The 23,982-nt window shown below is 52.1% G+C and carries 1 protein-coding gene; it reads left to right on the top strand.

Annotation, left to right across the window (positions count from 1 at the left end):
- Positions 1-195 precede the first annotated feature (195 nt).
- On the top strand, positions 196-23,982 hold the full coding sequence (locus JSY38_RS02220) for an Ig-like domain-containing protein (RefSeq protein ID WP_205115038.1): 23,787 nt from the start codon (positions 196-198) through the stop codon (positions 23,980-23,982).

The raw sequence follows: 23,982 nt of genomic DNA, 5'->3' as shown, positions 1-23,982 counted from the left end.
GGCAACGACAACAATAGATAAGGTCCAGTAGATACGGACTAACTTTGTTAAAACATCCTTAAAGCATAAAAAATGTAAAAAAAGAGGTCTGACTGTACCAAGGTACAATAGCTAGCTGGACTTTTATTATCTATCTTGTGAGTAATCATAAAATTATTTCGGCTTCATATAGTCTTCTTATTTAAGGTAAGCATCATGAGCGACAATCAAACATCATTTGCAACAATAGGTAATGCAATCGGTACTATTACCAAGCTTTCAGGTTCGGTAACGGTTCAATCTATTGATGGGCAAGAGCGTATTGTTAAAATTGGCGACCCGATCTTCTTTGGTGAGACTGTTTTGACTGGTGCTAATGCTAGTGTGACCATCGCTTTCAATGATGGTACTGATGTGGTGATTGGGGGCGATTCTATTGTCGAAATCACAGATGAAATCTATAACACCGGTGATAACGACGAGCTTGTTGCAGATTCTTCTACAGATATAGAAGCATTACAAGCCGCTATTTTAGCAGGTGATGACCCTACTTTAATTCAAGATGCTCCGGCTGCGGGTGAAGCTCAAACAGAACAGCAACAGCGATTCGATGTCGATGTTGACCGCAATGATAATGCTGCACTTCCTACTTTCGGTAATGACACGCTGAGCACACTGCCAACTTACGGTTACGACACAGGTGTAAATGGTGGTCAAGGTGTCCAGCGAGCATCTTTTTCAATAGGAACTCCGTCGAAACGATCTCAAGAGAATGTCTCTTCAAATGATGATTCCGGAACTGGCACTGGTTCTGACGTTAATGTTGCTCAATTTGCCGATGGCTTAGTAAATGGTGTTTCGTACTCTACCTCCAGCGGTTTATCTGGTCTAACGGGTGACCAAGGATCTGATGGTTCTTTCAAATATAATGATGGTGATACGATTACATTTTCTGTTGGCGCAGTGGTAATAGCCGAATTTCCATCTTCTGTTATTCAGGGCGATATATTGTTTCTGCAAGATATTGCTGAAGTGGCTTTATCTGATACTAATTCGAATTATGTAGAGAACATGGCTATTTTCTTACAAGCCATTAGTGACGGTTTGGAAGATAGCGATAGTTCTGATGGTGTATTAAATACAAACGACATAGTAAACATGCCGACATCAGGAAGTGTCATTACTATTACTCAAGAGATGCGGGATGCTTTTGCTGATTACTCGCTAACGCTTAGTGAAGCCGGCAAACAAATGCTTTCTGACGCGCTTGCTCACGTTGGCATAGTATTTACTAGAGAAAGTGAACTTTCTGACAGTACCGGGCAAAACGTATTTGAAAGTGATGCAATAGATCACGTTACTGACACAATTACTGACTTAGCTGGTGACAGGGCTCCCGCTGAATTTGATGAGCGTACAGTGGACACTATCAGTGTGCCTGGTGGTACGGTTCAATATAACTACAGTGAATTAGATGGAGAAATTACTTTTTCTGCCAGTGATCTATTGGTTGGTGCTATTGCTAAGCAAGTCGTTGCAGAAAACTTACTTGTTTCCAATGTTAGCTTATCGAGTGCTTACGAAAATATTGGAACTCTGGTTAATAATGGAGATGGCACCTACACGATTAAATTGAATGACGGTGTTGATCAATATGATCTTGAAGGTTTAAGTCTTAATTATCGAGTAGAGGATTGGACTGTTTCGCAAGAAGTAACTTCTTCTGCGCTAGATACTCATAAATCTCATCTTTCAACTGATGTTCAATCCGTCTCTGAGGGTGATGGTTACAATCAGTTTACCCTTTCAAGCACCTTATCTTTTGACGAAGATCAAACTCTTAATATTACTTTTACAAGTGAGAAGCTTAGTGCGGAATTAGGGATGCCAATTGCCGAATACGCAGATGACTATTTAATGCCAATTGAATATTCGACTGATGGTGGTGAAACTTGGGTTTCTGTGTCTTTAACCTCCGTTGAGTTTAAAGACAATGGAGATGTATGGCCTACATTTGGAATGACATTACCAGCAGGTAGTGACTCTCTTGAGGTTCGTATACCTATTTTTGATGATGTCGAAGTGGAGGGCACAGAGTATTTTAATGCAACGATAACAGGTGATAACTTCTATGACGAAGATGTTACCTTTGCTATCGAAGATAACGATGAAATAGAGAATACGACACCAGCAGTTTCTATTGATTTTGTTTACGCTGTTGAAGGTCAAGAATACGCAGAATTCACTATTTCTCTAGATCCTGCGTCAGACACTGAAGTTTCGGTCGATTATGACACTATTGGTGTGGGCGCTACAGCCGGCCTTGATTACACTGATTATGCAGGAACAGTTACTTTTGCCCCCGGTGAAACAGAAAAAACTATCCGAATTGCCATCACCGATGATCTTGAAATTGAAGATATGGAGATGGCATTTGTTACCTTGTCCAATCTCACGGGCAATGCTGTATTAGGAGATGCTCAAGGTTCTCTTCGTATTTTTGATAACGACACTCCTGCAACATTGGATGCCCAGCTTAGTATTGACAACATTACACAAGACAATGTCATTAATAACTCTGAATCTTCTGGCTCAATTACTATTACCGGTACAGTCACAGGTGTCGGTTACTCATTAGCCATCGTAACCCTAACTGTTAATGGTAAAGACCATTCTTTAAAAGTATCTCCAGATGGTTCTTATAGTCTTACGCTAGACGCTAGTGAACTAACGAGTGATGAAGACTTAACCGTAGAAGGTAAAGTCAACGTCTATGATGGCAATGGTAATCGTGGTGAAGCAACAGATTCTCACACTTATAGCGTTGATTTGGCCGCAGATAAAGGTGTTGTAACAGTAAATAATATTACTGCTGATGACGTGATCAACGCCACTGAAGCTGCAGGTACAATCACGGTCACAGGTACGGCGACAGGTGGCGACATCGCAGAAGGCGATACGGTTACGCTTGAAATCAACAACCAGACTTACACAACGACAGTAGGTGCCGATGGCACGTGGTCTGTTGACGTGGCGGGTTCTGATCTTGCGGCAGACGCAGGCACCGCGTTCGACGCGGTTGTGAGCTCGGAAGATGCAGCTGGAAACACAGTTGACACAACTGGTTCTTCAACTCATATGGTAAACCAAGCTCCTGTAGTAGTGAGCCAAAGTGCTTCTGTAACCGAAGATTTCACAATAAATGGTGTGGTAAGTGCTACAGATGTAGATTTACCCGCCGGTAAATCTTTGACATTTGAAACCACATCTACCGTAGCTGGCCTGACTTTTAATGATGATGGCAGGTATAGTTTTGATGCATCTTCTTACGACTCGTTGCAAGAAGGTGAAATAAAAGAAATTTCAATTGATGTTATAGCTACTGATGATCAAGGAGACAAAGGTACTGGAACATTGGTTATTACTGTAACAGGAACCAATGATGCGCCAATTGCTCAGGCTGCAGCTGCACTAGTGCGAGAGGATTCCACTGTGAGTGGAGTTGTTACTGCTAATGACGTCGACTTACCTGAAAATGCCTCTCTGAAATTTACTACTTCTGAAGACATTAAAGGTCTCACCTTTAATGAAAATGGATCATATAAATTTGATGCGTCTGATGAGGCTTATAGTTATTTAGCAGCAGGGGAAAGGCTAACACTTAAGATTCCTGTAACAGTTACAGATGATCACGGAGCTACAGACACAACTAGGCTTACTATTAATATCGTCGGCACGAACGATGCGCCAGTTGCGGCGGCGGATGTTGAGACAGGCGCGACCGAAGGTGGCGATGTGATCAGCGGCACCGTGACGGCGACCGATGTGGATGGCGATGCTCTGACTTACAGCGTGTCTGGTGAAACGCCAGCAGGCTTCACGTTGACAGGAAATGCTTGGACGTTCGATCCAACGAATGCGGCTTACGACTCCCTAGCGGTAGGCGACACGACAGACGTTGAAGTGACAGTCCTAGTTGACGATGGCAACGGTGGCACAGACACCCAAACGATCACCATCACAGTGACGGGCACGAACGATGCGCCAGTTGCGGCGGCGGATGTTGAGACAGGCGCGACCGAAGGTGGCGATGTGATCAGCGGCACCGTGACGGCGACCGATGTGGATGGCGATGCTCTGACTTACAGCGTGTCTGGTGAAACGCCAGCAGGCTTCACGTTGACAGGAAATGCTTGGACGTTCGATCCAACGAATGCGGCTTACGACTCCCTAGCGGTAGGCGACACGACAGACGTTGAAGTGACAGTCCTAGTTGACGATGGCAACGGTGGCACAGACACCCAAACGATCACCATCACAGTGACGGGCACGAACGATGCGCCAGTTGCGGCGGCGGATGTTGAGACAGGCGCGACCGAAGGTGGCGATGTGATCAGCGGCACCGTGACGGCGACCGATGTGGATGGCGATGCTCTGACTTACAGCGTGTCTGGTGAAACGCCAGCAGGCTTCACGTTGACAGGAAATGCTTGGACGTTCGATCCAACGAATGCGGCTTACGACTCCCTAGCGGTAGGCGACACGACAGACGTTGAAGTGACAGTCCTAGTTGACGATGGCAACGGTGGCACAGACACCCAAACGATCACCATCACAGTGACGGGCACGAACGATGCGCCAGTTGCGGCGGCGGATGTTGAGACAGGCGCGACCGAAGGTGGCGATGTGATCAGCGGCACCGTGACGGCGACCGATGTGGATGGCGATGCTCTGACTTACAGCGTGTCTGGTGAAACGCCAGCAGGCTTCACGTTGACAGGAAATGCTTGGACGTTCGATCCAACGAATGCGGCTTACGACTCCCTAGCGGTAGGCGACACGACAGACGTTGAAGTGACAGTCCTAGTTGACGATGGCAACGGTGGCACAGACACCCAAACGATCACCATCACAGTGACGGGCACGAACGATGCGCCAGTTGCGGCGGCGGATGTTGAGACAGGCGCGACCGAAGGTGGCGATGTGATCAGCGGCACCGTGACGGCGACCGATGTGGATGGCGATGCTCTGACTTACAGCGTGTCTGGTGAAACGCCAGCAGGCTTCACGTTGACAGGAAATGCTTGGACGTTCGATCCAACGAATGCGGCTTACGACTCCCTAGCGGTAGGCGACACGACAGACGTTGAAGTGACAGTCCTAGTTGACGATGGCAACGGTGGCACAGACACCCAAACGATCACCATCACAGTGACGGGCACGAACGATGCGCCAGTTGCGGCGGCGGATGTTGAGACAGGCGCGACCGAAGGTGGCGATGTGATCAGCGGCACCGTGACGGCGACCGATGTGGATGGCGATGCTCTGACTTACAGCGTGTCTGGTGAAACGCCAGCAGGCTTCACGTTGACAGGAAATGCTTGGACGTTCGATCCAACGAATGCGGCTTACGACTCCCTAGCGGTAGGCGACACGACAGACGTTGAAGTGACAGTCCTAGTTGACGATGGCAACGGTGGCACAGACACCCAAACGATCACCATCACAGTGACGGGCACGAACGATGCGCCAGTTGCGGCGGCGGATGTTGAGACAGGCGCGACCGAAGGTGGCGATGTGATCAGCGGCACCGTGACGGCGACCGATGTGGATGGCGATGCTCTGACTTACAGCGTGTCTGGTGAAACGCCAGCAGGCTTCACGTTGACAGGAAATGCTTGGACGTTCGATCCAACGAATGCGGCTTACGACTCCCTAGCGGTAGGCGACACGACAGACGTTGAAGTGACAGTCCTAGTTGACGATGGCAACGGTGGCACAGACACCCAAACGATCACCATCACAGTGACGGGCACGAACGATGCGCCAGTTGCGGCGGCGGATGTTGAGACAGGCGCGACCGAAGGTGGCGATGTGATCAGCGGCACCGTGACGGCGACCGATGTGGATGGCGATGCTCTGACTTACAGCGTGTCTGGTGAAACGCCAGCAGGCTTCACGTTGACAGGAAATGCTTGGACGTTCGATCCAACGAATGCGGCTTACGACTCCCTAGCGGTAGGCGACACGACAGACGTTGAAGTGACAGTCCTAGTTGACGATGGCAACGGTGGCACAGACACCCAAACGATCACCATCACAGTGACGGGCACGAACGATGCGCCAGTTGCGGCGGCGGATGTTGAGACAGGCGCGACCGAAGGTGGCGATGTGATCAGCGGCACCGTGACGGCGACCGATGTGGATGGCGATGCTCTGACTTACAGCGTGTCTGGTGAAACGCCAGCAGGCTTCACGTTGACAGGAAATGCTTGGACGTTCGATCCAACGAATGCGGCTTACGACTCCCTAGCGGTAGGCGACACGACAGACGTTGAAGTGACAGTCCTAGTTGACGATGGCAACGGTGGCACAGACACCCAAACGATCACCATCACAGTGACGGGCACGAACGATGCGCCAGTTGCGGCGGCGGATGTTGAGACAGGCGCGACCGAAGGTGGCGATGTGATCAGCGGCACCGTGACGGCGACCGATGTGGATGGCGATGCTCTGACTTACAGCGTGTCTGGTGAAACGCCAGCAGGCTTCACGTTGACAGGAAATGCTTGGACGTTCGATCCAACGAATGCGGCTTACGACTCCCTAGCGGTAGGCGACACGACAGACGTTGAAGTGACAGTCCTAGTTGACGATGGCAACGGTGGCACAGACACCCAAACGATCACCATCACAGTGACGGGCACGAACGATGCGCCAGTTGCGGCGGCGGATGTTGAGACAGGCGCGACCGAAGGTGGCGATGTGATCAGCGGCACCGTGACGGCGACCGATGTGGATGGCGATGCTCTGACTTACAGCGTGTCTGGTGAAACGCCAGCAGGCTTCACGTTGACAGGAAATGCTTGGACGTTCGATCCAACGAATGCGGCTTACGACTCCCTAGCGGTAGGCGACACGACAGACGTTGAAGTGACAGTCCTAGTTGACGATGGCAACGGTGGCACAGACACCCAAACGATCACCATCACAGTGACGGGCACGAACGATGCGCCAGTTGCGGCGGCGGATGTTGAGACAGGCGCGACCGAAGGTGGCGATGTGATCAGCGGCACCGTGACGGCGACCGATGTGGATGGCGATGCTCTGACTTACAGCGTGTCTGGTGAAACGCCAGCAGGCTTCACGTTGACAGGAAATGCTTGGACGTTCGATCCAACGAATGCGGCTTACGACTCCCTAGCGGTAGGCGACACGACAGACGTTGAAGTGACAGTCCTAGTTGACGATGGCAACGGTGGCACAGACACCCAAACGATCACCATCACAGTGACGGGCACGAACGATGCGCCAGTTGCGGCGGCGGATGTTGAGACAGGCGCGACCGAAGGTGGCGATGTGATCAGCGGCACCGTGACGGCGACCGATGTGGATGGCGATGCTCTGACTTACAGCGTGTCTGGTGAAACGCCAGCAGGCTTCACGTTGACAGGAAATGCTTGGACGTTCGATCCAACGAATGCGGCTTACGACTCCCTAGCGGTAGGCGACACGACAGACGTTGAAGTGACAGTCCTAGTTGACGATGGCAACGGTGGCACAGACACCCAAACGATCACCATCACAGTGACGGGCACGAACGATGCGCCAGTTGCGGCGGCGGATGTTGAGACAGGCGCGACCGAAGGTGGCGATGTGATCAGCGGCACCGTGACGGCGACCGATGTGGATGGCGATGCTCTGACTTACAGCGTGTCTGGTGAAACGCCAGCAGGCTTCACGTTGACAGGAAATGCTTGGACGTTCGATCCAACGAATGCGGCTTACGACTCCCTAGCGGTAGGCGACACGACAGACGTTGAAGTGACAGTCCTAGTTGACGATGGCAACGGTGGCACAGACACCCAAACGATCACCATCACAGTGACGGGCACGAACGATGCGCCAGTTGCGGCGGCGGATGTTGAGACAGGCGCGACCGAAGGTGGCGATGTGATCAGCGGCACCGTGACGGCGACCGATGTGGATGGCGATGCTCTGACTTACAGCGTGTCTGGTGAAACGCCAGCAGGCTTCACGTTGACAGGAAATGCTTGGACGTTCGATCCAACGAATGCGGCTTACGACTCCCTAGCGGTAGGCGACACGACAGACGTTGAAGTGACAGTCCTAGTTGACGATGGCAACGGTGGCACAGACACCCAAACGATCACCATCACAGTGACGGGCACGAACGATGCGCCAGTTGCGGCGGCGGATGTTGAGACAGGCGCGACCGAAGGTGGCGATGTGATCAGCGGCACCGTGACGGCGACCGATGTGGATGGCGATGCTCTGACTTACAGCGTGTCTGGTGAAACGCCAGCAGGCTTCACGTTGACAGGAAATGCTTGGACGTTCGATCCAACGAATGCGGCTTACGACTCCCTAGCGGTAGGCGACACGACAGACGTTGAAGTGACAGTCCTAGTTGACGATGGCAACGGTGGCACAGACACCCAAACGATCACCATCACAGTGACGGGCACGAACGATGCGCCAGTTGCGGCGGCGGATGTTGAGACAGGCGCGACCGAAGGTGGCGATGTGATCAGCGGCACCGTGACGGCGACCGATGTGGATGGCGATGCTCTGACTTACAGCGTGTCTGGTGAAACGCCAGCAGGCTTCACGTTGACAGGAAATGCTTGGACGTTCGATCCAACGAATGCGGCTTACGACTCCCTAGCGGTAGGCGACACGACAGACGTTGAAGTGACAGTCCTAGTTGACGATGGCAACGGTGGCACAGACACCCAAACGATCACCATCACAGTGACGGGCACGAACGATGCGCCAGTTGCGGCGGCGGATGTTGAGACAGGCGCGACCGAAGGTGGCGATGTGATCAGCGGCACCGTGACGGCGACCGATGTGGATGGCGATGCTCTGACTTACAGCGTGTCTGGTGAAACGCCAGCAGGCTTCACGTTGACAGGAAATGCTTGGACGTTCGATCCAACGAATGCGGCTTACGACTCCCTAGCGGTAGGCGACACGACAGACGTTGAAGTGACAGTCCTAGTTGACGATGGCAACGGTGGCACAGACACCCAAACGATCACCATCACAGTGACGGGCACGAACGATGCGCCAGTTGCGGCGGCGGATGTTGAGACAGGCGCGACCGAAGGTGGCGATGTGATCAGCGGCACCGTGACGGCGACCGATGTGGATGGCGATGCTCTGACTTACAGCGTGTCTGGTGAAACGCCAGCAGGCTTCACGTTGACAGGAAATGCTTGGACGTTCGATCCAACGAATGCGGCTTACGACTCCCTAGCGGTAGGCGACACGACAGACGTTGAAGTGACAGTCCTAGTTGACGATGGCAACGGTGGCACAGACACCCAAACGATCACCATCACAGTGACGGGCACGAACGATGCGCCAGTTGCGGCGGCGGATGTTGAGACAGGCGCGACCGAAGGTGGCGATGTGATCAGCGGCACCGTGACGGCGACCGATGTGGATGGCGATGCTCTGACTTACAGCGTGTCTGGTGAAACGCCAGCAGGCTTCACGTTGACAGGAAATGCTTGGACGTTCGATCCAACGAATGCGGCTTACGACTCCCTAGCGGTAGGCGACACGACAGACGTTGAAGTGACAGTCCTAGTTGACGATGGCAACGGTGGCACAGACACCCAAACGATCACCATCACAGTGACGGGCACGAACGATGCGCCAGTTGCGGCGGCGGATGTTGAGACAGGCGCGACCGAAGGTGGCGATGTGATCAGCGGCACCGTGACGGCGACCGATGTGGATGGCGATGCTCTGACTTACAGCGTGTCTGGTGAAACGCCAGCAGGCTTCACGTTGACAGGAAATGCTTGGACGTTCGATCCAACGAATGCGGCTTACGACTCCCTAGCGGTAGGCGACACGACAGACGTTGAAGTGACAGTCCTAGTTGACGATGGCAACGGTGGCACAGACACCCAAACGATCACCATCACAGTGACGGGCACGAACGATGCGCCAGTTGCGGCGGCGGATGTTGAGACAGGCGCGACCGAAGGTGGCGATGTGATCAGCGGCACCGTGACGGCGACCGATGTGGATGGCGATGCTCTGACTTACAGCGTGTCTGGTGAAACGCCAGCAGGCTTCACGTTGACAGGAAATGCTTGGACGTTCGATCCAACGAATGCGGCTTACGACTCCCTAGCGGTAGGCGACACGACAGACGTTGAAGTGACAGTCCTAGTTGACGATGGCAACGGTGGCACAGACACCCAAACGATCACCATCACAGTGACGGGCACGAACGATGCGCCAGTTGCGGCGGCGGATGTTGAGACAGGCGCGACCGAAGGTGGCGATGTGATCAGCGGCACCGTGACGGCGACCGATGTGGATGGCGATGCTCTGACTTACAGCGTGTCTGGTGAAACGCCAGCAGGCTTCACGTTGACAGGAAATGCTTGGACGTTCGATCCAACGAATGCGGCTTACGACTCCCTAGCGGTAGGCGACACGACAGACGTTGAAGTGACAGTCCTAGTTGACGATGGCAACGGTGGCACAGACACCCAAACGATCACCATCACAGTGACGGGCACGAACGATGCGCCAGTTGCGGCGGCGGATGTTGAGACAGGCGCGACCGAAGGTGGCGATGTGATCAGCGGCACCGTGACGGCGACCGATGTGGATGGCGATGCTCTGACTTACAGCGTGTCTGGTGAAACGCCAGCAGGCTTCACGTTGACAGGAAATGCTTGGACGTTCGATCCAACGAATGCGGCTTACGACTCCCTAGCGGTAGGCGACACGACAGACGTTGAAGTGACAGTCCTAGTTGACGATGGCAACGGTGGCACAGACACCCAAACGATCACCATCACAGTGACGGGCACGAACGATGCGCCAGTTGCGGCGGCGGATGTTGAGACAGGCGCGACCGAAGGTGGCGATGTGATCAGCGGCACCGTGACGGCGACCGATGTGGATGGCGATGCTCTGACTTACAGCGTGTCTGGTGAAACGCCAGCAGGCTTCACGTTGACAGGAAATGCTTGGACGTTCGATCCAACGAATGCGGCTTACGACTCCCTAGCGGTAGGCGACACGACAGACGTTGAAGTGACAGTCCTAGTTGACGATGGCAACGGTGGCACAGACACCCAAACGATCACCATCACAGTGACGGGCACGAACGATGCGCCAGTTGCGGCGGCGGATGTTGAGACAGGCGCGACCGAAGGTGGCGATGTGATCAGCGGCACCGTGACGGCGACCGATGTGGATGGCGATGCTCTGACTTACAGCGTGTCTGGTGAAACGCCAGCAGGCTTCACGTTGACAGGAAATGCTTGGACGTTCGATCCAACGAATGCGGCTTACGACTCCCTAGCGGTAGGCGACACGACAGACGTTGAAGTGACAGTCCTAGTTGACGATGGCAACGGTGGCACAGACACCCAAACGATCACCATCACAGTGACGGGCACGAACGATGCGCCAGTTGCGGCGGCGGATGTTGAGACAGGCGCGACCGAAGGTGGCGATGTGATCAGCGGCACCGTGACGGCGACCGATGTGGATGGCGATGCTCTGACTTACAGCGTGTCTGGTGAAACGCCAGCAGGCTTCACGTTGACAGGAAATGCTTGGACGTTCGATCCAACGAATGCGGCTTACGACTCCCTAGCGGTAGGCGACACGACAGACGTTGAAGTGACAGTCCTAGTTGACGATGGCAACGGTGGCACAGACACCCAAACGATCACCATCACAGTGACGGGCACGAACGATGCGCCAGTTGCGGCGGCGGATGTTGAGACAGGCGCGACCGAAGGTGGCGATGTGATCAGCGGCACCGTGACGGCGACCGATGTGGATGGCGATGCTCTGACTTACAGCGTGTCTGGTGAAACGCCAGCAGGCTTCACGTTGACAGGAAATGCTTGGACGTTCGATCCAACGAATGCGGCTTACGACTCCCTAGCGGTAGGCGACACGACAGACGTTGAAGTGACAGTCCTAGTTGACGATGGCAACGGTGGCACAGACACCCAAACGATCACCATCACAGTGACGGGCACGAACGATGCGCCAGTTGCGGCGGCGGATGTTGAGACAGGCGCGACCGAAGGTGGCGATGTGATCAGCGGCACCGTGACGGCGACCGATGTGGATGGCGATGCTCTGACTTACAGCGTGTCTGGTGAAACGCCAGCAGGCTTCACGTTGACAGGAAATGCTTGGACGTTCGATCCAACGAATGCGGCTTACGACTCCCTAGCGGTAGGCGACACGACAGACGTTGAAGTGACAGTCCTAGTTGACGATGGCAACGGTGGCACAGACACCCAAACGATCACCATCACAGTGACGGGCACGAACGATGCGCCAGTTGCGGCGGCGGATGTTGAGACAGGCGCGACCGAAGGTGGCGATGTGATCAGCGGCACCGTGACGGCGACCGATGTGGATGGCGATGCTCTGACTTACAGCGTGTCTGGTGAAACGCCAGCAGGCTTCACGTTGACAGGAAATGCTTGGACGTTCGATCCAACGAATGCGGCTTACGACTCCCTAGCGGTAGGCGACACGACAGACGTTGAAGTGACAGTCCTAGTTGACGATGGCAACGGTGGCACAGACACCCAAACGATCACCATCACAGTGACGGGCACGAACGATGCGCCAGTTGCGGCGGCGGATGTTGAGACAGGCGCGACCGAAGGTGGCGATGTGATCAGCGGCACCGTGACGGCGACCGATGTGGATGGCGATGCTCTGACTTACAGCGTGTCTGGTGAAACGCCAGCAGGCTTCACGTTGACAGGAAATGCTTGGACGTTCGATCCAACGAATGCGGCTTACGACTCCCTAGCGGTAGGCGACACGACAGACGTTGAAGTGACAGTCCTAGTTGACGATGGCAACGGTGGCACAGACACCCAAACGATCACCATCACAGTGACGGGCACGAACGATGCGCCAGTTGCGGCGGCGGATGTTGAGACAGGCGCGACCGAAGGTGGCGATGTGATCAGCGGCACCGTGACGGCGACCGATGTGGATGGCGATGCTCTGACTTACAGCGTGTCTGGTGAAACGCCAGCAGGCTTCACGTTGACAGGAAATGCTTGGACGTTCGATCCAACGAATGCGGCTTACGACTCCCTAGCGGTAGGCGACACGACAGACGTTGAAGTGACAGTCCTAGTTGACGATGGCAACGGTGGCACAGACACCCAAACGATCACCATCACAGTGACGGGCACGAACGATGCGCCAGTTGCGGCGGCGGATGTTGAGACAGGCGCGACCGAAGGTGGCGATGTGATCAGCGGCACCGTGACGGCGACCGATGTGGATGGCGATGCTCTGACTTACAGCGTGTCTGGTGAAACGCCAGCAGGCTTCACGTTGACAGGAAATGCTTGGACGTTCGATCCAACGAATGCGGCTTACGACTCCCTAGCGGTAGGCGACACGACAGACGTTGAAGTGACAGTCCTAGTTGACGATGGCAACGGTGGCACAGACACCCAAACGATCACCATCACAGTGACGGGCACGAACGATGCGCCAGTTGCGGCGGCGGATGTTGAGACAGGCGCGACCGAAGGTGGCGATGTGATCAGCGGCACCGTGACGGCGACCGATGTGGATGGCGATGCTCTGACTTACAGCGTGTCTGGTGAAACGCCAGCAGGCTTCACGTTGACAGGAAATGCTTGGACGTTCGATCCAACGAATGCGGCTTACGACTCCCTAGCGGTAGGCGACACGACAGACGTTGAAGTGACAGTCCTAGTTGACGATGGCAACGGTGGCACAGACACCCAAACGATCACCATCACAGTGACGGGCACGAACGATGCGCCAGTTGCGGCGGCGGATGTTGAGACAGGCGCGACCGAAGGTGGCGATGTGATCAGCGGCACCGTGACGGCGACCGATGTGGATGGCGATGCTCTGACTTACAGCGTGTCTGGTGAAACGCCAGCAGGCTTCACGTTGACAGGAAATGCTTGGACGTTCGATCCAACGAATGCGGCTTACGACTCCCTAGCGGTAGGCGACACGACAGACGTTGAAGTGACAGTCCTAGTTGACGATGGCAACGGTGGCACAGACACCCAAACGATCACCATCACAGTGACGGGCACGAACGATGCGCCAGTTGCGGCGGCGGATGTTGAGACAGGCGCGACCGAAGGTGGCGATGTGATCAGCGGCACCGTGACGGCGACCGATGTGGATGGCGATGCTCTGACTTACAGCGTGTCTGGTGAAACGCCAGCAGGCTTCACGTTGACAGGAAATGCTTGGACGTTCGATCCAACGAATGCGGCTTACGACTCCCTAGCGGTAGGCGACACGACAGACGTTGAAGTGACAGTCCTAGTTGACGATGGCAACGGTGGCACAGACACCCAAACGATCACCATCACAGTGACGGGCACGAACGATGCGCCAGTTGCGGCGGCGGATGTTGAGACAGGCGCGACCGAAGGTGGCGATGTGATCAGCGGCACCGTGACGGCGACCGATGTGGATGGCGATGCTCTGACTTACAGCGTGTCTGGTGAAACGCCAGCAGGCTTCACGTTGACAGGAAATGCTTGGACGTTCGATCCAACGAATGCGGCTTACGACTCCCTAGCGGTAGGCGACACGACAGACGTTGAAGTGACAGTCCTAGTTGACGATGGCAACGGTGGCACAGACACCCAAACGATCACCATCACAGTGACGGGCACGAACGATGCGCCAGTTGCGGCGGCGGATGTTGAGACAGGCGCGACCGAAGGTGGCGATGTGATCAGCGGCACCGTGACGGCGACCGATGTGGATGGCGATGCTCTGACTTACAGCGTGTCTGGTGAAACGCCAGCAGGCTTCACGTTGACAGGAAATGCTTGGACGTTCGATCCAACGAATGCGGCTTACGACTCCCTAGCGGTAGGCGACACGACAGACGTTGAAGTGACAGTCCTAGTTGACGATGGCAACGGTGGCACAGACACCCAAACGATCACCATCACAGTGACGGGCACGAACGATGCGCCAGTTGCGGCGGCGGATGTTGAGACAGGCGCGACCGAAGGTGGCGATGTGATCAGCGGCACCGTGACGGCGACCGATGTGGATGGCGATGCTCTGACTTACAGCGTGTCTGGTGAAACGCCAGCAGGCTTCACGTTGACAGGAAATGCTTGGACGTTCGATCCAACGAATGCGGCTTACGACTCCCTAGCGGTAGGCGACACGACAGACGTTGAAGTGACAGTCCTAGTTGACGATGGCAACGGTGGCACAGACACCCAAACGATCACCATCACAGTGACGGGCACGAACGATGCGCCAGTTGCGGCGGCGGATGTTGAGACAGGCGCGACCGAAGGTGGCGATGTGATCAGCGGCACCGTGACGGCGACCGATGTGGATGGCGATGCTCTGACTTACAGCGTGTCTGGTGAAACGCCAGCAGGCTTCACGTTGACAGGAAATGCTTGGACGTTCGATCCAACGAATGCGGCTTACGACTCCCTAGCGGTAGGCGACACGACAGACGTTGAAGTGACAGTCCTAGTTGACGATGGCAACGGTGGCACAGACACCCAAACGATCACCATCACAGTGACGGGCACGAACGATGCGCCAGTTGCGGCGGCGGATGTTGAGACAGGCGCGACCGAAGGTGGCGATGTGATCAGCGGCACCGTGACGGCGACCGATGTGGATGGCGATGCTCTGACTTACAGCGTGTCTGGTGAAACGCCAGCAGGCTTCACGTTGACAGGAAATGCTTGGACGTTCGATCCAACGAATGCGGCTTACGACTCCCTAGCGGTAGGCGACACGACAGACGTTGAAGTGACAGTCCTAGTTGACGATGGCAACGGTGGCACAGACACCCAAACGATCACCATCACAGTGACGGGCACGAACGATGCGCCAGTTGCGGCGGCGGATGTTGAGACAGGCGCGACCGAAGGTGGCGATGTGATCAGCGGCACCGTGACGGCGACCGATGTGGATGGCGATGCTCTGACTTACAGCGTGTCTGGTGAAACGCCAGCAGGCTTCACGTTGACAGGAAATGCTTGGACGTTCGATCCAACGAATGCGGCTTACGACTCCCTAGCGGTAGGCGACACGACAGACGTTGAAGTGACAGTCCTAGTTGACGATGGCAACGGTGGCACAGACACCCAAACGATCACCATCACAGTGACGGGCACGAACGATGCGCCAGTTGCGGCGGCGGATGTTGAGACAGGCGCGACCGAAGGTGGCGATGTGATCAGCGGCACCGTGACGGCGACCGATGTGGATGGCGATGCTCTGACTTACAGCGTGTCTGGTGAAACGCCAGCAGGCTTCACGTTGACAGGAAATGCTTGGACGTTCGATCCAACGAATGCGGCTTACGACTCCCTAGCGGTAGGCGACACGACAGACGTTGAAGTGACAGTCCTAGTTGACGATGGCAACGGTGGCACAGACACCCAAACGATCACCATCACAGTGACGGGCACGAACGATGCGCCAGTTGCGGCGGCGGATGTTGAGACAGGCGCGACCGAAGGTGGCGATGTGATCAGCGGCACCGTGACGGCGACCGATGTGGATGGCGATGCTCTGACTTACAGCGTGTCTGGTGAAACGCCAGCAGGCTTCACGTTGACAGGAAATGCTTGGACGTTCGATCCAACGAATGCGGCTTACGACTCCCTAGCGGTAGGCGACACGACAGACGTTGAAGTGACAGTCCTAGTTGACGATGGCAACGGTGGCACAGACACCCAAACGATCACCATCACAGTGACGGGCACGAACGATGCGCCAGTTGCGGCGGCGGATGTTGAGACAGGCGCGACCGAAGGTGGCGATGTGATCAGCGGCACCGTGACGGCGACCGATGTGGATGGCGATGCTCTGACTTACAGCGTGTCTGGTGAAACGCCAGCAGGCTTCACGTTGACAGGAAATGCTTGGACGTTCGATCCAACGAATGCGGCTTACGACTCCCTAGCGGTAGGCGACACGACAGACGTTGAAGTGACAGTCCTAGTTGACGATGGCAACGGTGGCACAGACACCCAAACGATCACCATCACAGTGACGGGCACGAACGATGCGCCAGTTGCGGCGGCGGATGTTGAGACAGGCGCGACCGAAGGTGGCGATGTGATCAGCGGCACCGTGACGGCGACCGATGTGGATGGCGATGCTCTGACTTACAGCGTGTCTGGTGAAACGCCAGCAGGCTTCACGTTGACAGGAAATGCTTGGACGTTCGATCCAACGAATGCGGCTTACGACTCCCTAGCGGTAGGCGACACGACAGACGTTGAAGTGACAGTCCTAGTTGACGATGGCAACGGTGGCACAGACACCCAAACGATCACCATCACAGTGACGGGCACGAACGATGCGCCAGTTGCGGCGGCGGATGTTGAGACAGGCGCGACCGAAGGTGGCGATGTGATCAGCGGCACCGTGACGGCGACCGATGTGGATGGCGATGCTCTGACTTACAGCGTGTCTGGTGAAACGCCAGCAGGCTTCACGTTGACAGGAAATGCTTGGACGTTCGATCCAACGAATGCGGCTTACGACTCCCTAGCGGTAGGCGACACGACAGACGTTGAAGTGACAGTCCTAGTTGACGATGGCAACGGTGGCACAGACACCCAAACGATCACCATCACAGTGACGGGCACGAACGATGCGCCAGTTGCGGCGGCGGATGTTGAGACAGGCGCGACCGAAGGTGGCGATGTGATCAGCGGCACCGTGACGGCGACCGATGTGGATGGCGATGCTCTGACTTACAGCGTGTCTGGTGAAACGCCAGCAGGCTTCACGTTGACAGGAAATGCTTGGACGTTCGATCCAACGAATGCGGCTTACGACTCCCTAGCGGTAGGCGACACGACAGACGTTGAAGTGACAGTCCTAGTTGACGATGGCAACGGTGGCACAGACACCCAAACGATCACCATCACAGTGACGGGCACGAACGATGCGCCAGTTGCGGCGGCGGATGTTGAGACAGGCGCGACCGAAGGTGGCGATGTGATCAGCGGCACCGTGACGGCGACCGATGTGGATGGCGATGCTCTGACTTACAGCGTGTCTGGTGAAACGCCAGCAGGCTTCACGTTGACAGGAAATGCTTGGACGTTCGATCCAACGAATGCGGCTTACGACTCCCTAGCGGTAGGCGACACGACAGACGTTGAAGTGACAGTCCTAGTTGACGATGGCAACGGTGGCACAGACACCCAAACGATCACCATCACAGTGACGGGCACGAACGATGCGCCAGTTGCGGCGGCGGATGTTGAGACAGGCGCGACCGAAGGTGGCGATGTGATCAGCGGCACCGTGACGGCGACCGATGTGGATGGCGATGCTCTGACTTACAGCGTGTCTGGTGAAACGCCAGCAGGCTTCACGTTGACAGGAAATGCTTGGACGTTCGATCCAACGAATGCGGCTTACGACTCCCTAGCGGTAGGCGACACGACAGACGTTGAAGTGACAGTCCTAGTTGACGATGGCAACGGTGGCACAGACACCCAAACGATCACCATCACAGTGACGGGCACGAACGATGCGGCGGTTATCAGTGGTGATACGACTGCTAACTTGCTCGAGGATGATGAAACGAGTTTATCGGATGGTGTTATTTCTACTGGTGGTAAGTTGACAATTACTGATGTTGATTTGGAGGATAACCCTACATTTGATCCTAGTCGTGTTGAATCTTCAGATGGCGCGATTGGTAGTCTAACTATTGCTGCTGATGGTACTTGGTCTTATAAGGTCGATAACGACAAATTACAGACTTTGGCTCAAGGGGATGAACTTGTCGAAAGATTCACTGTGTATGCAACCGATGGTAGCAGTGAGGAAATTGTTGTTAGAGTTGGTGGTGTTGATGATGTTTCAGTAATTTCTGACGACACTGTAAATACGTTAAGTATTAGTGAAGATGAAACCCTTACTCTTCCTTTGCCACTTGAAATTAGCGACATTGATAATGGCGAAAATCCTTCTTTCCCAGCTGGATCTATCAGCGGCTCATTCGGTGTTTTTGTTATTGCGGACACATCGACAACTGGGAGTAGTACGTGGGAGTACCAGTTAGATACCTCTAAAGTACAGTATTTAAATGACGGTGAGTCTGTTCAGGAGAAAATTACTGTTACTGCTAGTGATGGTACAAACTATGAGCTTGTTGTGAATATTAATGGTTCCAATGATGTTCCTACAGTAGAAGGGGCTATTAGTAAGGCTGTTGTGGAAGGAGGAGACCTACTTACTGGCTCGGTTGATGCTAGTGATGTTGATAGTGATGTATTGTCCTTCAGCGTAATTGGTTCAGTCCCTGCAGGATTTACTTTAAATACAGATGGAGCATGGTCTTTTGATCCTAAAAATGAGGCTTATGACTCTTTGGCATTGGGTGTTAAACAGGATATTACAGTCGATATTCTTGTAAGTGATGAAGACGGTGGGTCAGCAAAACAAACGATCACCATCTCTGTGACTGGTACAAACGATGACCCTGTGGCTACAGCGGATATCGTTAGCACTTCTTCTAGTAATGTGGTTACGATTGATGCTTTGGCTAATGACAACGATGTTGATGGTGACTCTTTGTCTATTACTGGGGCTTCTGTGACTGTTCCTTCAAATGGTTCAGTATCTATTGTTGATAATAAATTGGTATTCACTCCTGCTGAAGGCTTTAGCGGGCCAGCGACTATCAATTACTCAATCAGTGATGGTAAAGGCGGCACTGATACTTCAACCGTTACTGTTAATGTGAATTCTGTAACTATAGATCCAATTACTAGTGATGATGTGATTAATGCTACTGAGGCTGCTGCTGATACGATTTCAATTAGTGGTAAAGCATTGGGTGGCGATATCGCAGAAGGCGATGTTGTGACCATGACGATCAACGGTACAGAGTACGACACCACCGTCGATGCGAATGGTAACTGGACAGTGAATGTTGCGGGTGCAGACCTTGCGGCGGACACCGAGTTCGAGGTTGTCGTGATGTCTTCAGACGCGGCTGGAAACACAGTCGAGAGCAAAGCGACTTCAACTCATTCGGTCGATCTGGAAGCGAATGCGGGTACGGTGGCCATTAACCCAATTACTTCTGATGATAAAATTGATGGTGTTGAGTTAGGTCAAACAGTTACCGTTTCCGGTACTGCAACAGGTGGTGATATTTCTGTTGGTGATGTGGTTAAGATGACCATCAATAATAAGGAATATTCAACAACAGTTGCCACTGGTGGTGTTTGGGTACTTGCTGTCGCTGGCAGTGATTTGGCGGCTGATACTGAGTTCCAAGTAGTTGTCACATCAAGAGATGATGCTGGTAATACAGTTGAGAGTGTTGGTGTTTCTACTCATGTTGTTGACTTGTCAGCCGAGGTGACTTTGTCTGCTGATGAAGGTCAGAGTGTGGTGCTGACAGATCTTCCTGAAGGGTTCCGCTTCCCTGATGGTGTTACTCAAGTCACAACGGATTTTGGCGCTACTATAACACTGAAAGAAAATGGTGATTACGAATATGAAGCACCTGTTCGTGATCATGGTGATAATGTTTCTGATCAAGATAGTGTGACAGTGACACTTGATGATGGCCGGACATTTACAATTAAGGTTGATGTTGAAGATTCTGCGCCTGTTGCGATTAATGATGAAGATAGCATTATTGTTCAACGTGAGACGTTTGAAGTTACTGACATTGAAGCAAACTGGGTAAGCTATCAGAACGGTTCGGATGTTAAGACTTTTGATGGGACTTCTCAGCTTGGAGGATTAGATAATGATTTAGGTAAGGATCAAATTCGTTGGGGTAGTTCGGCAGATAGTTCAAACCTTCAGTCTGGTTATGGTTTTATTGATAACGATGCTGGATTAAATGGTCAGTTTGATCTTAACGAAGACATTGTCATTGGTACCTTTACTCATTACAACTATCCAGTTTATGAGGGTGGTGCGATCAGTGAAGCATCAATGGTTGTCGATTTTTCTGTGACTGATAATAAAGGTGTCACAGAGCCTGTTAGTTTAACGGTGAATTTTGATCATAATGAGACGCCAAATACCAATGATGCAGAAGCTTCAAAAGACATTGTAACTGTTCGAAATACCTTTGTGACGTTTGAGTGGGAAGGCGAGGTTTATACCTTGCAAGTTGTTGGCTTTAAGGATGCGAGCGATCCTGATAGTCCAGTGGTGACCTCTATTCATACGGCTGAAAATGCTGCAACAAGCTATGAGTTGGTTGTTCGTGTTGTTGAAGGCGCTGGTTATAGTTTGCCAGAAACAACAGGTAATGTTCTTGATGACAATGGATTAGGGGCTGATGAGCTTAGTGAAGATGGTTCGGTAACTGTCGTTGGTGTTGCTCCTGGTGATACGGTTACTTTAACGGATACTAATGTGGGTCAAAGTATTCATGGGCAGTATGGAGACTTGGTATTAAATGATGATGGCAGCTATGTCTACAAAGTGACAGCTGATGTTTCTAGTATTCCAAGTGGTGCTACTGAGACATTCTCATACATGATACAAGACTCTGATGGTAGTAGCTCCTCTGCTAGTTTAACTATCAGTGTAGGCACTAATACAGCGCCTCAAGCTCAGGACGATGGTTCTTCTGGTGCTCTGTTTGCTGGTCTTGTTGGTGAGTATTACGGTACTGATTCACAGATTAATAATATCAGTGATTTTAAAGCGCTTATTGATAGCAAAGAACCAGACGCTACGTTTAAAGCTTCAAATGTCAACTACGGTCCTGGTTCAGGTGATGTCGCCAAAGGCTCTAATTTGCAAACTTTCTTGGGATCAGATTCAAGTACATTAAGTGCAGATCCTGGTAACAATACGGATGGTGGTATTTACCTCAAAGGATATGTGTATTTAGCCGCTGGAACGTATAACTTTAAAGTAATTGCTGATGATGGTTATCAGATAAATATTGACGGAGAAGCGGTAGCGACTATTGATAATAATCAAACGTCTAATACTACTACTCATCAGGCTTTCACTATTGGCGAGTCTGGCTATCATGCTATTGATATGGTTTGGTGGGATCAAGGTGGAGATTATGTATTCCAGCCAACCTTGAGCTCTGACGGCGGAGCAACGTATTTTGTTCTTGATTCTTCAATGTTGAGTTCTACAGGTGAGGCTGGATTAACTACTTCAGAAGAGCAAGGTCTGGTGATAAGTACGGATAGTTTACTTGCAAACGATACAGACGCTGATGGTGATACTTTGACTGTAACGAGCGTAAGTAATGCTCAGAATGGCTATGCTTACATTAACTCTAACGGTGATATCGTATTCACACCAAAAGCTGGATTTATGGGTAGTGCTTCATTTGATTACACAATTACGGACGGTCAGGGGGGTTATGATACTGCCACTGCTACAATTGCTGTAAATGCAGCGAGTGACGCTGCAAATGTTATGGTAAATATTACTGAGGTTAAGTCGAACTGGGAGGGTTTTGGGTCTAAATCTGATGTCATAGATTCTGCAACTTACCACGATTACAATTATGATCAATGGCAGCAGTTTGGTTCAGGTAATGACCAAATTGTTATTGATAATGATGTTGAAAAATGGCTGGATGCAGGAGATGGGAATAACTCGATTTATGTTGGAGACGATGTAAATAGAAATGGTGAAGCAGGTATCAAAACAGGTAGTGGTAATGATGATATCTTTGTCAAAGATAATGTACACAGCACTATACAAACTGGTGAAGGGAACGATCGAGTTCAGATCGGCAACGATCTAGGCAATGATTCAGCAGGTGCGCATATTAATCTAGGCGATGGTGATAATAAGCTGATCATCGAAGATGATGTCAACAAATACTCTACTGTGCATTCAGGCTCCGGCGATGATTTTGTCTCGATTGGTGATGATGTTAGGTATGACGCAGACATACAGTTAGGTAGTGGTAATGATACGCTAAAGATTGGTGGTGATATTGCTGCAAACGTTTCGATCAATCTTGGTTCTGGTAATGACCTATTAGTGGTTGGTGGAGCAGTATCAAGTTCAGCATGGGTCGATGGCGGACAGGGTTCTGACTCTGTATGGTTTCAATCCTATTCGATGTCTGATTACTATTGGAATAAAGATGGAATTAGATCGCGTTTTGTTAACTTTGAGAACATCAAATTTTCTGACGGCTCAGTAATAGGTGATAGTTCAGCATTTGATTCAACCAATAATGGCTCTGCTCCATACTTTAAAGTTCAAGTGAGTGTTGAGAATCTTTCTGATTCGGAAGTGATATCTACCGTAGATATCTTTGGTGTTCCTGAAGGTGCCAAATTACTTCAGTCAGGTCAGGATATTCAGGTGAATCAAGACGGTAGTTATACTGTTCAAGTAGCTAATGGAGCAACTGCTATCGATGATCTAACCGTTGTCAGTAAATCAGAAAGTGATATTGAAGAGTTTGAGTTAACAGCTTCAATTAATACCGATGGACAGCATGACAAGCTAGTAGGGACGTCAGATGAGGATGTTATTGTTGGCGGTATCAATGATGATTATCTAGAGGGTGCTTCAGGTGAAGATACATTATTAGGCGGCTCGGGTGATGATGTATTGTTTGGTGGCGATGATGAAGCCTCTGATATCCTGACAGGTGGGGCAGGTAACGATATCTTTATATTGAGTGACGTAACAAATAGTTCAAATATAGATACGATAACTGATTTTAATGTGGCGGAAGATGCACTTGATTTGACTGATTTGTTGGTTGGTATAGAGGGCAGTCCTGATAAAGATGCAGATGTTGACGCAGTTACGGCATTCTTATCTGAACATGTAAAAGTGACGGATGGCAGTGTCAAAGTAGATAGTGAAGATGTTGCCAACTTTGGTGAAGAATCTAACTTTAGTTCAAGCGACTCTATTAAAGTTATCTATAACAACGAAGAGTACAGTATCAACATTGATGGCTAA

This window comes from Marinomonas foliarum, assembly GCF_016906065.1.
GTDB classification, from domain to species: Bacteria; Pseudomonadota; Gammaproteobacteria; order Pseudomonadales; family Marinomonadaceae; genus Marinomonas; species Marinomonas foliarum.
This window is presented reverse-complemented; position numbering and strand designations above follow the sequence as displayed.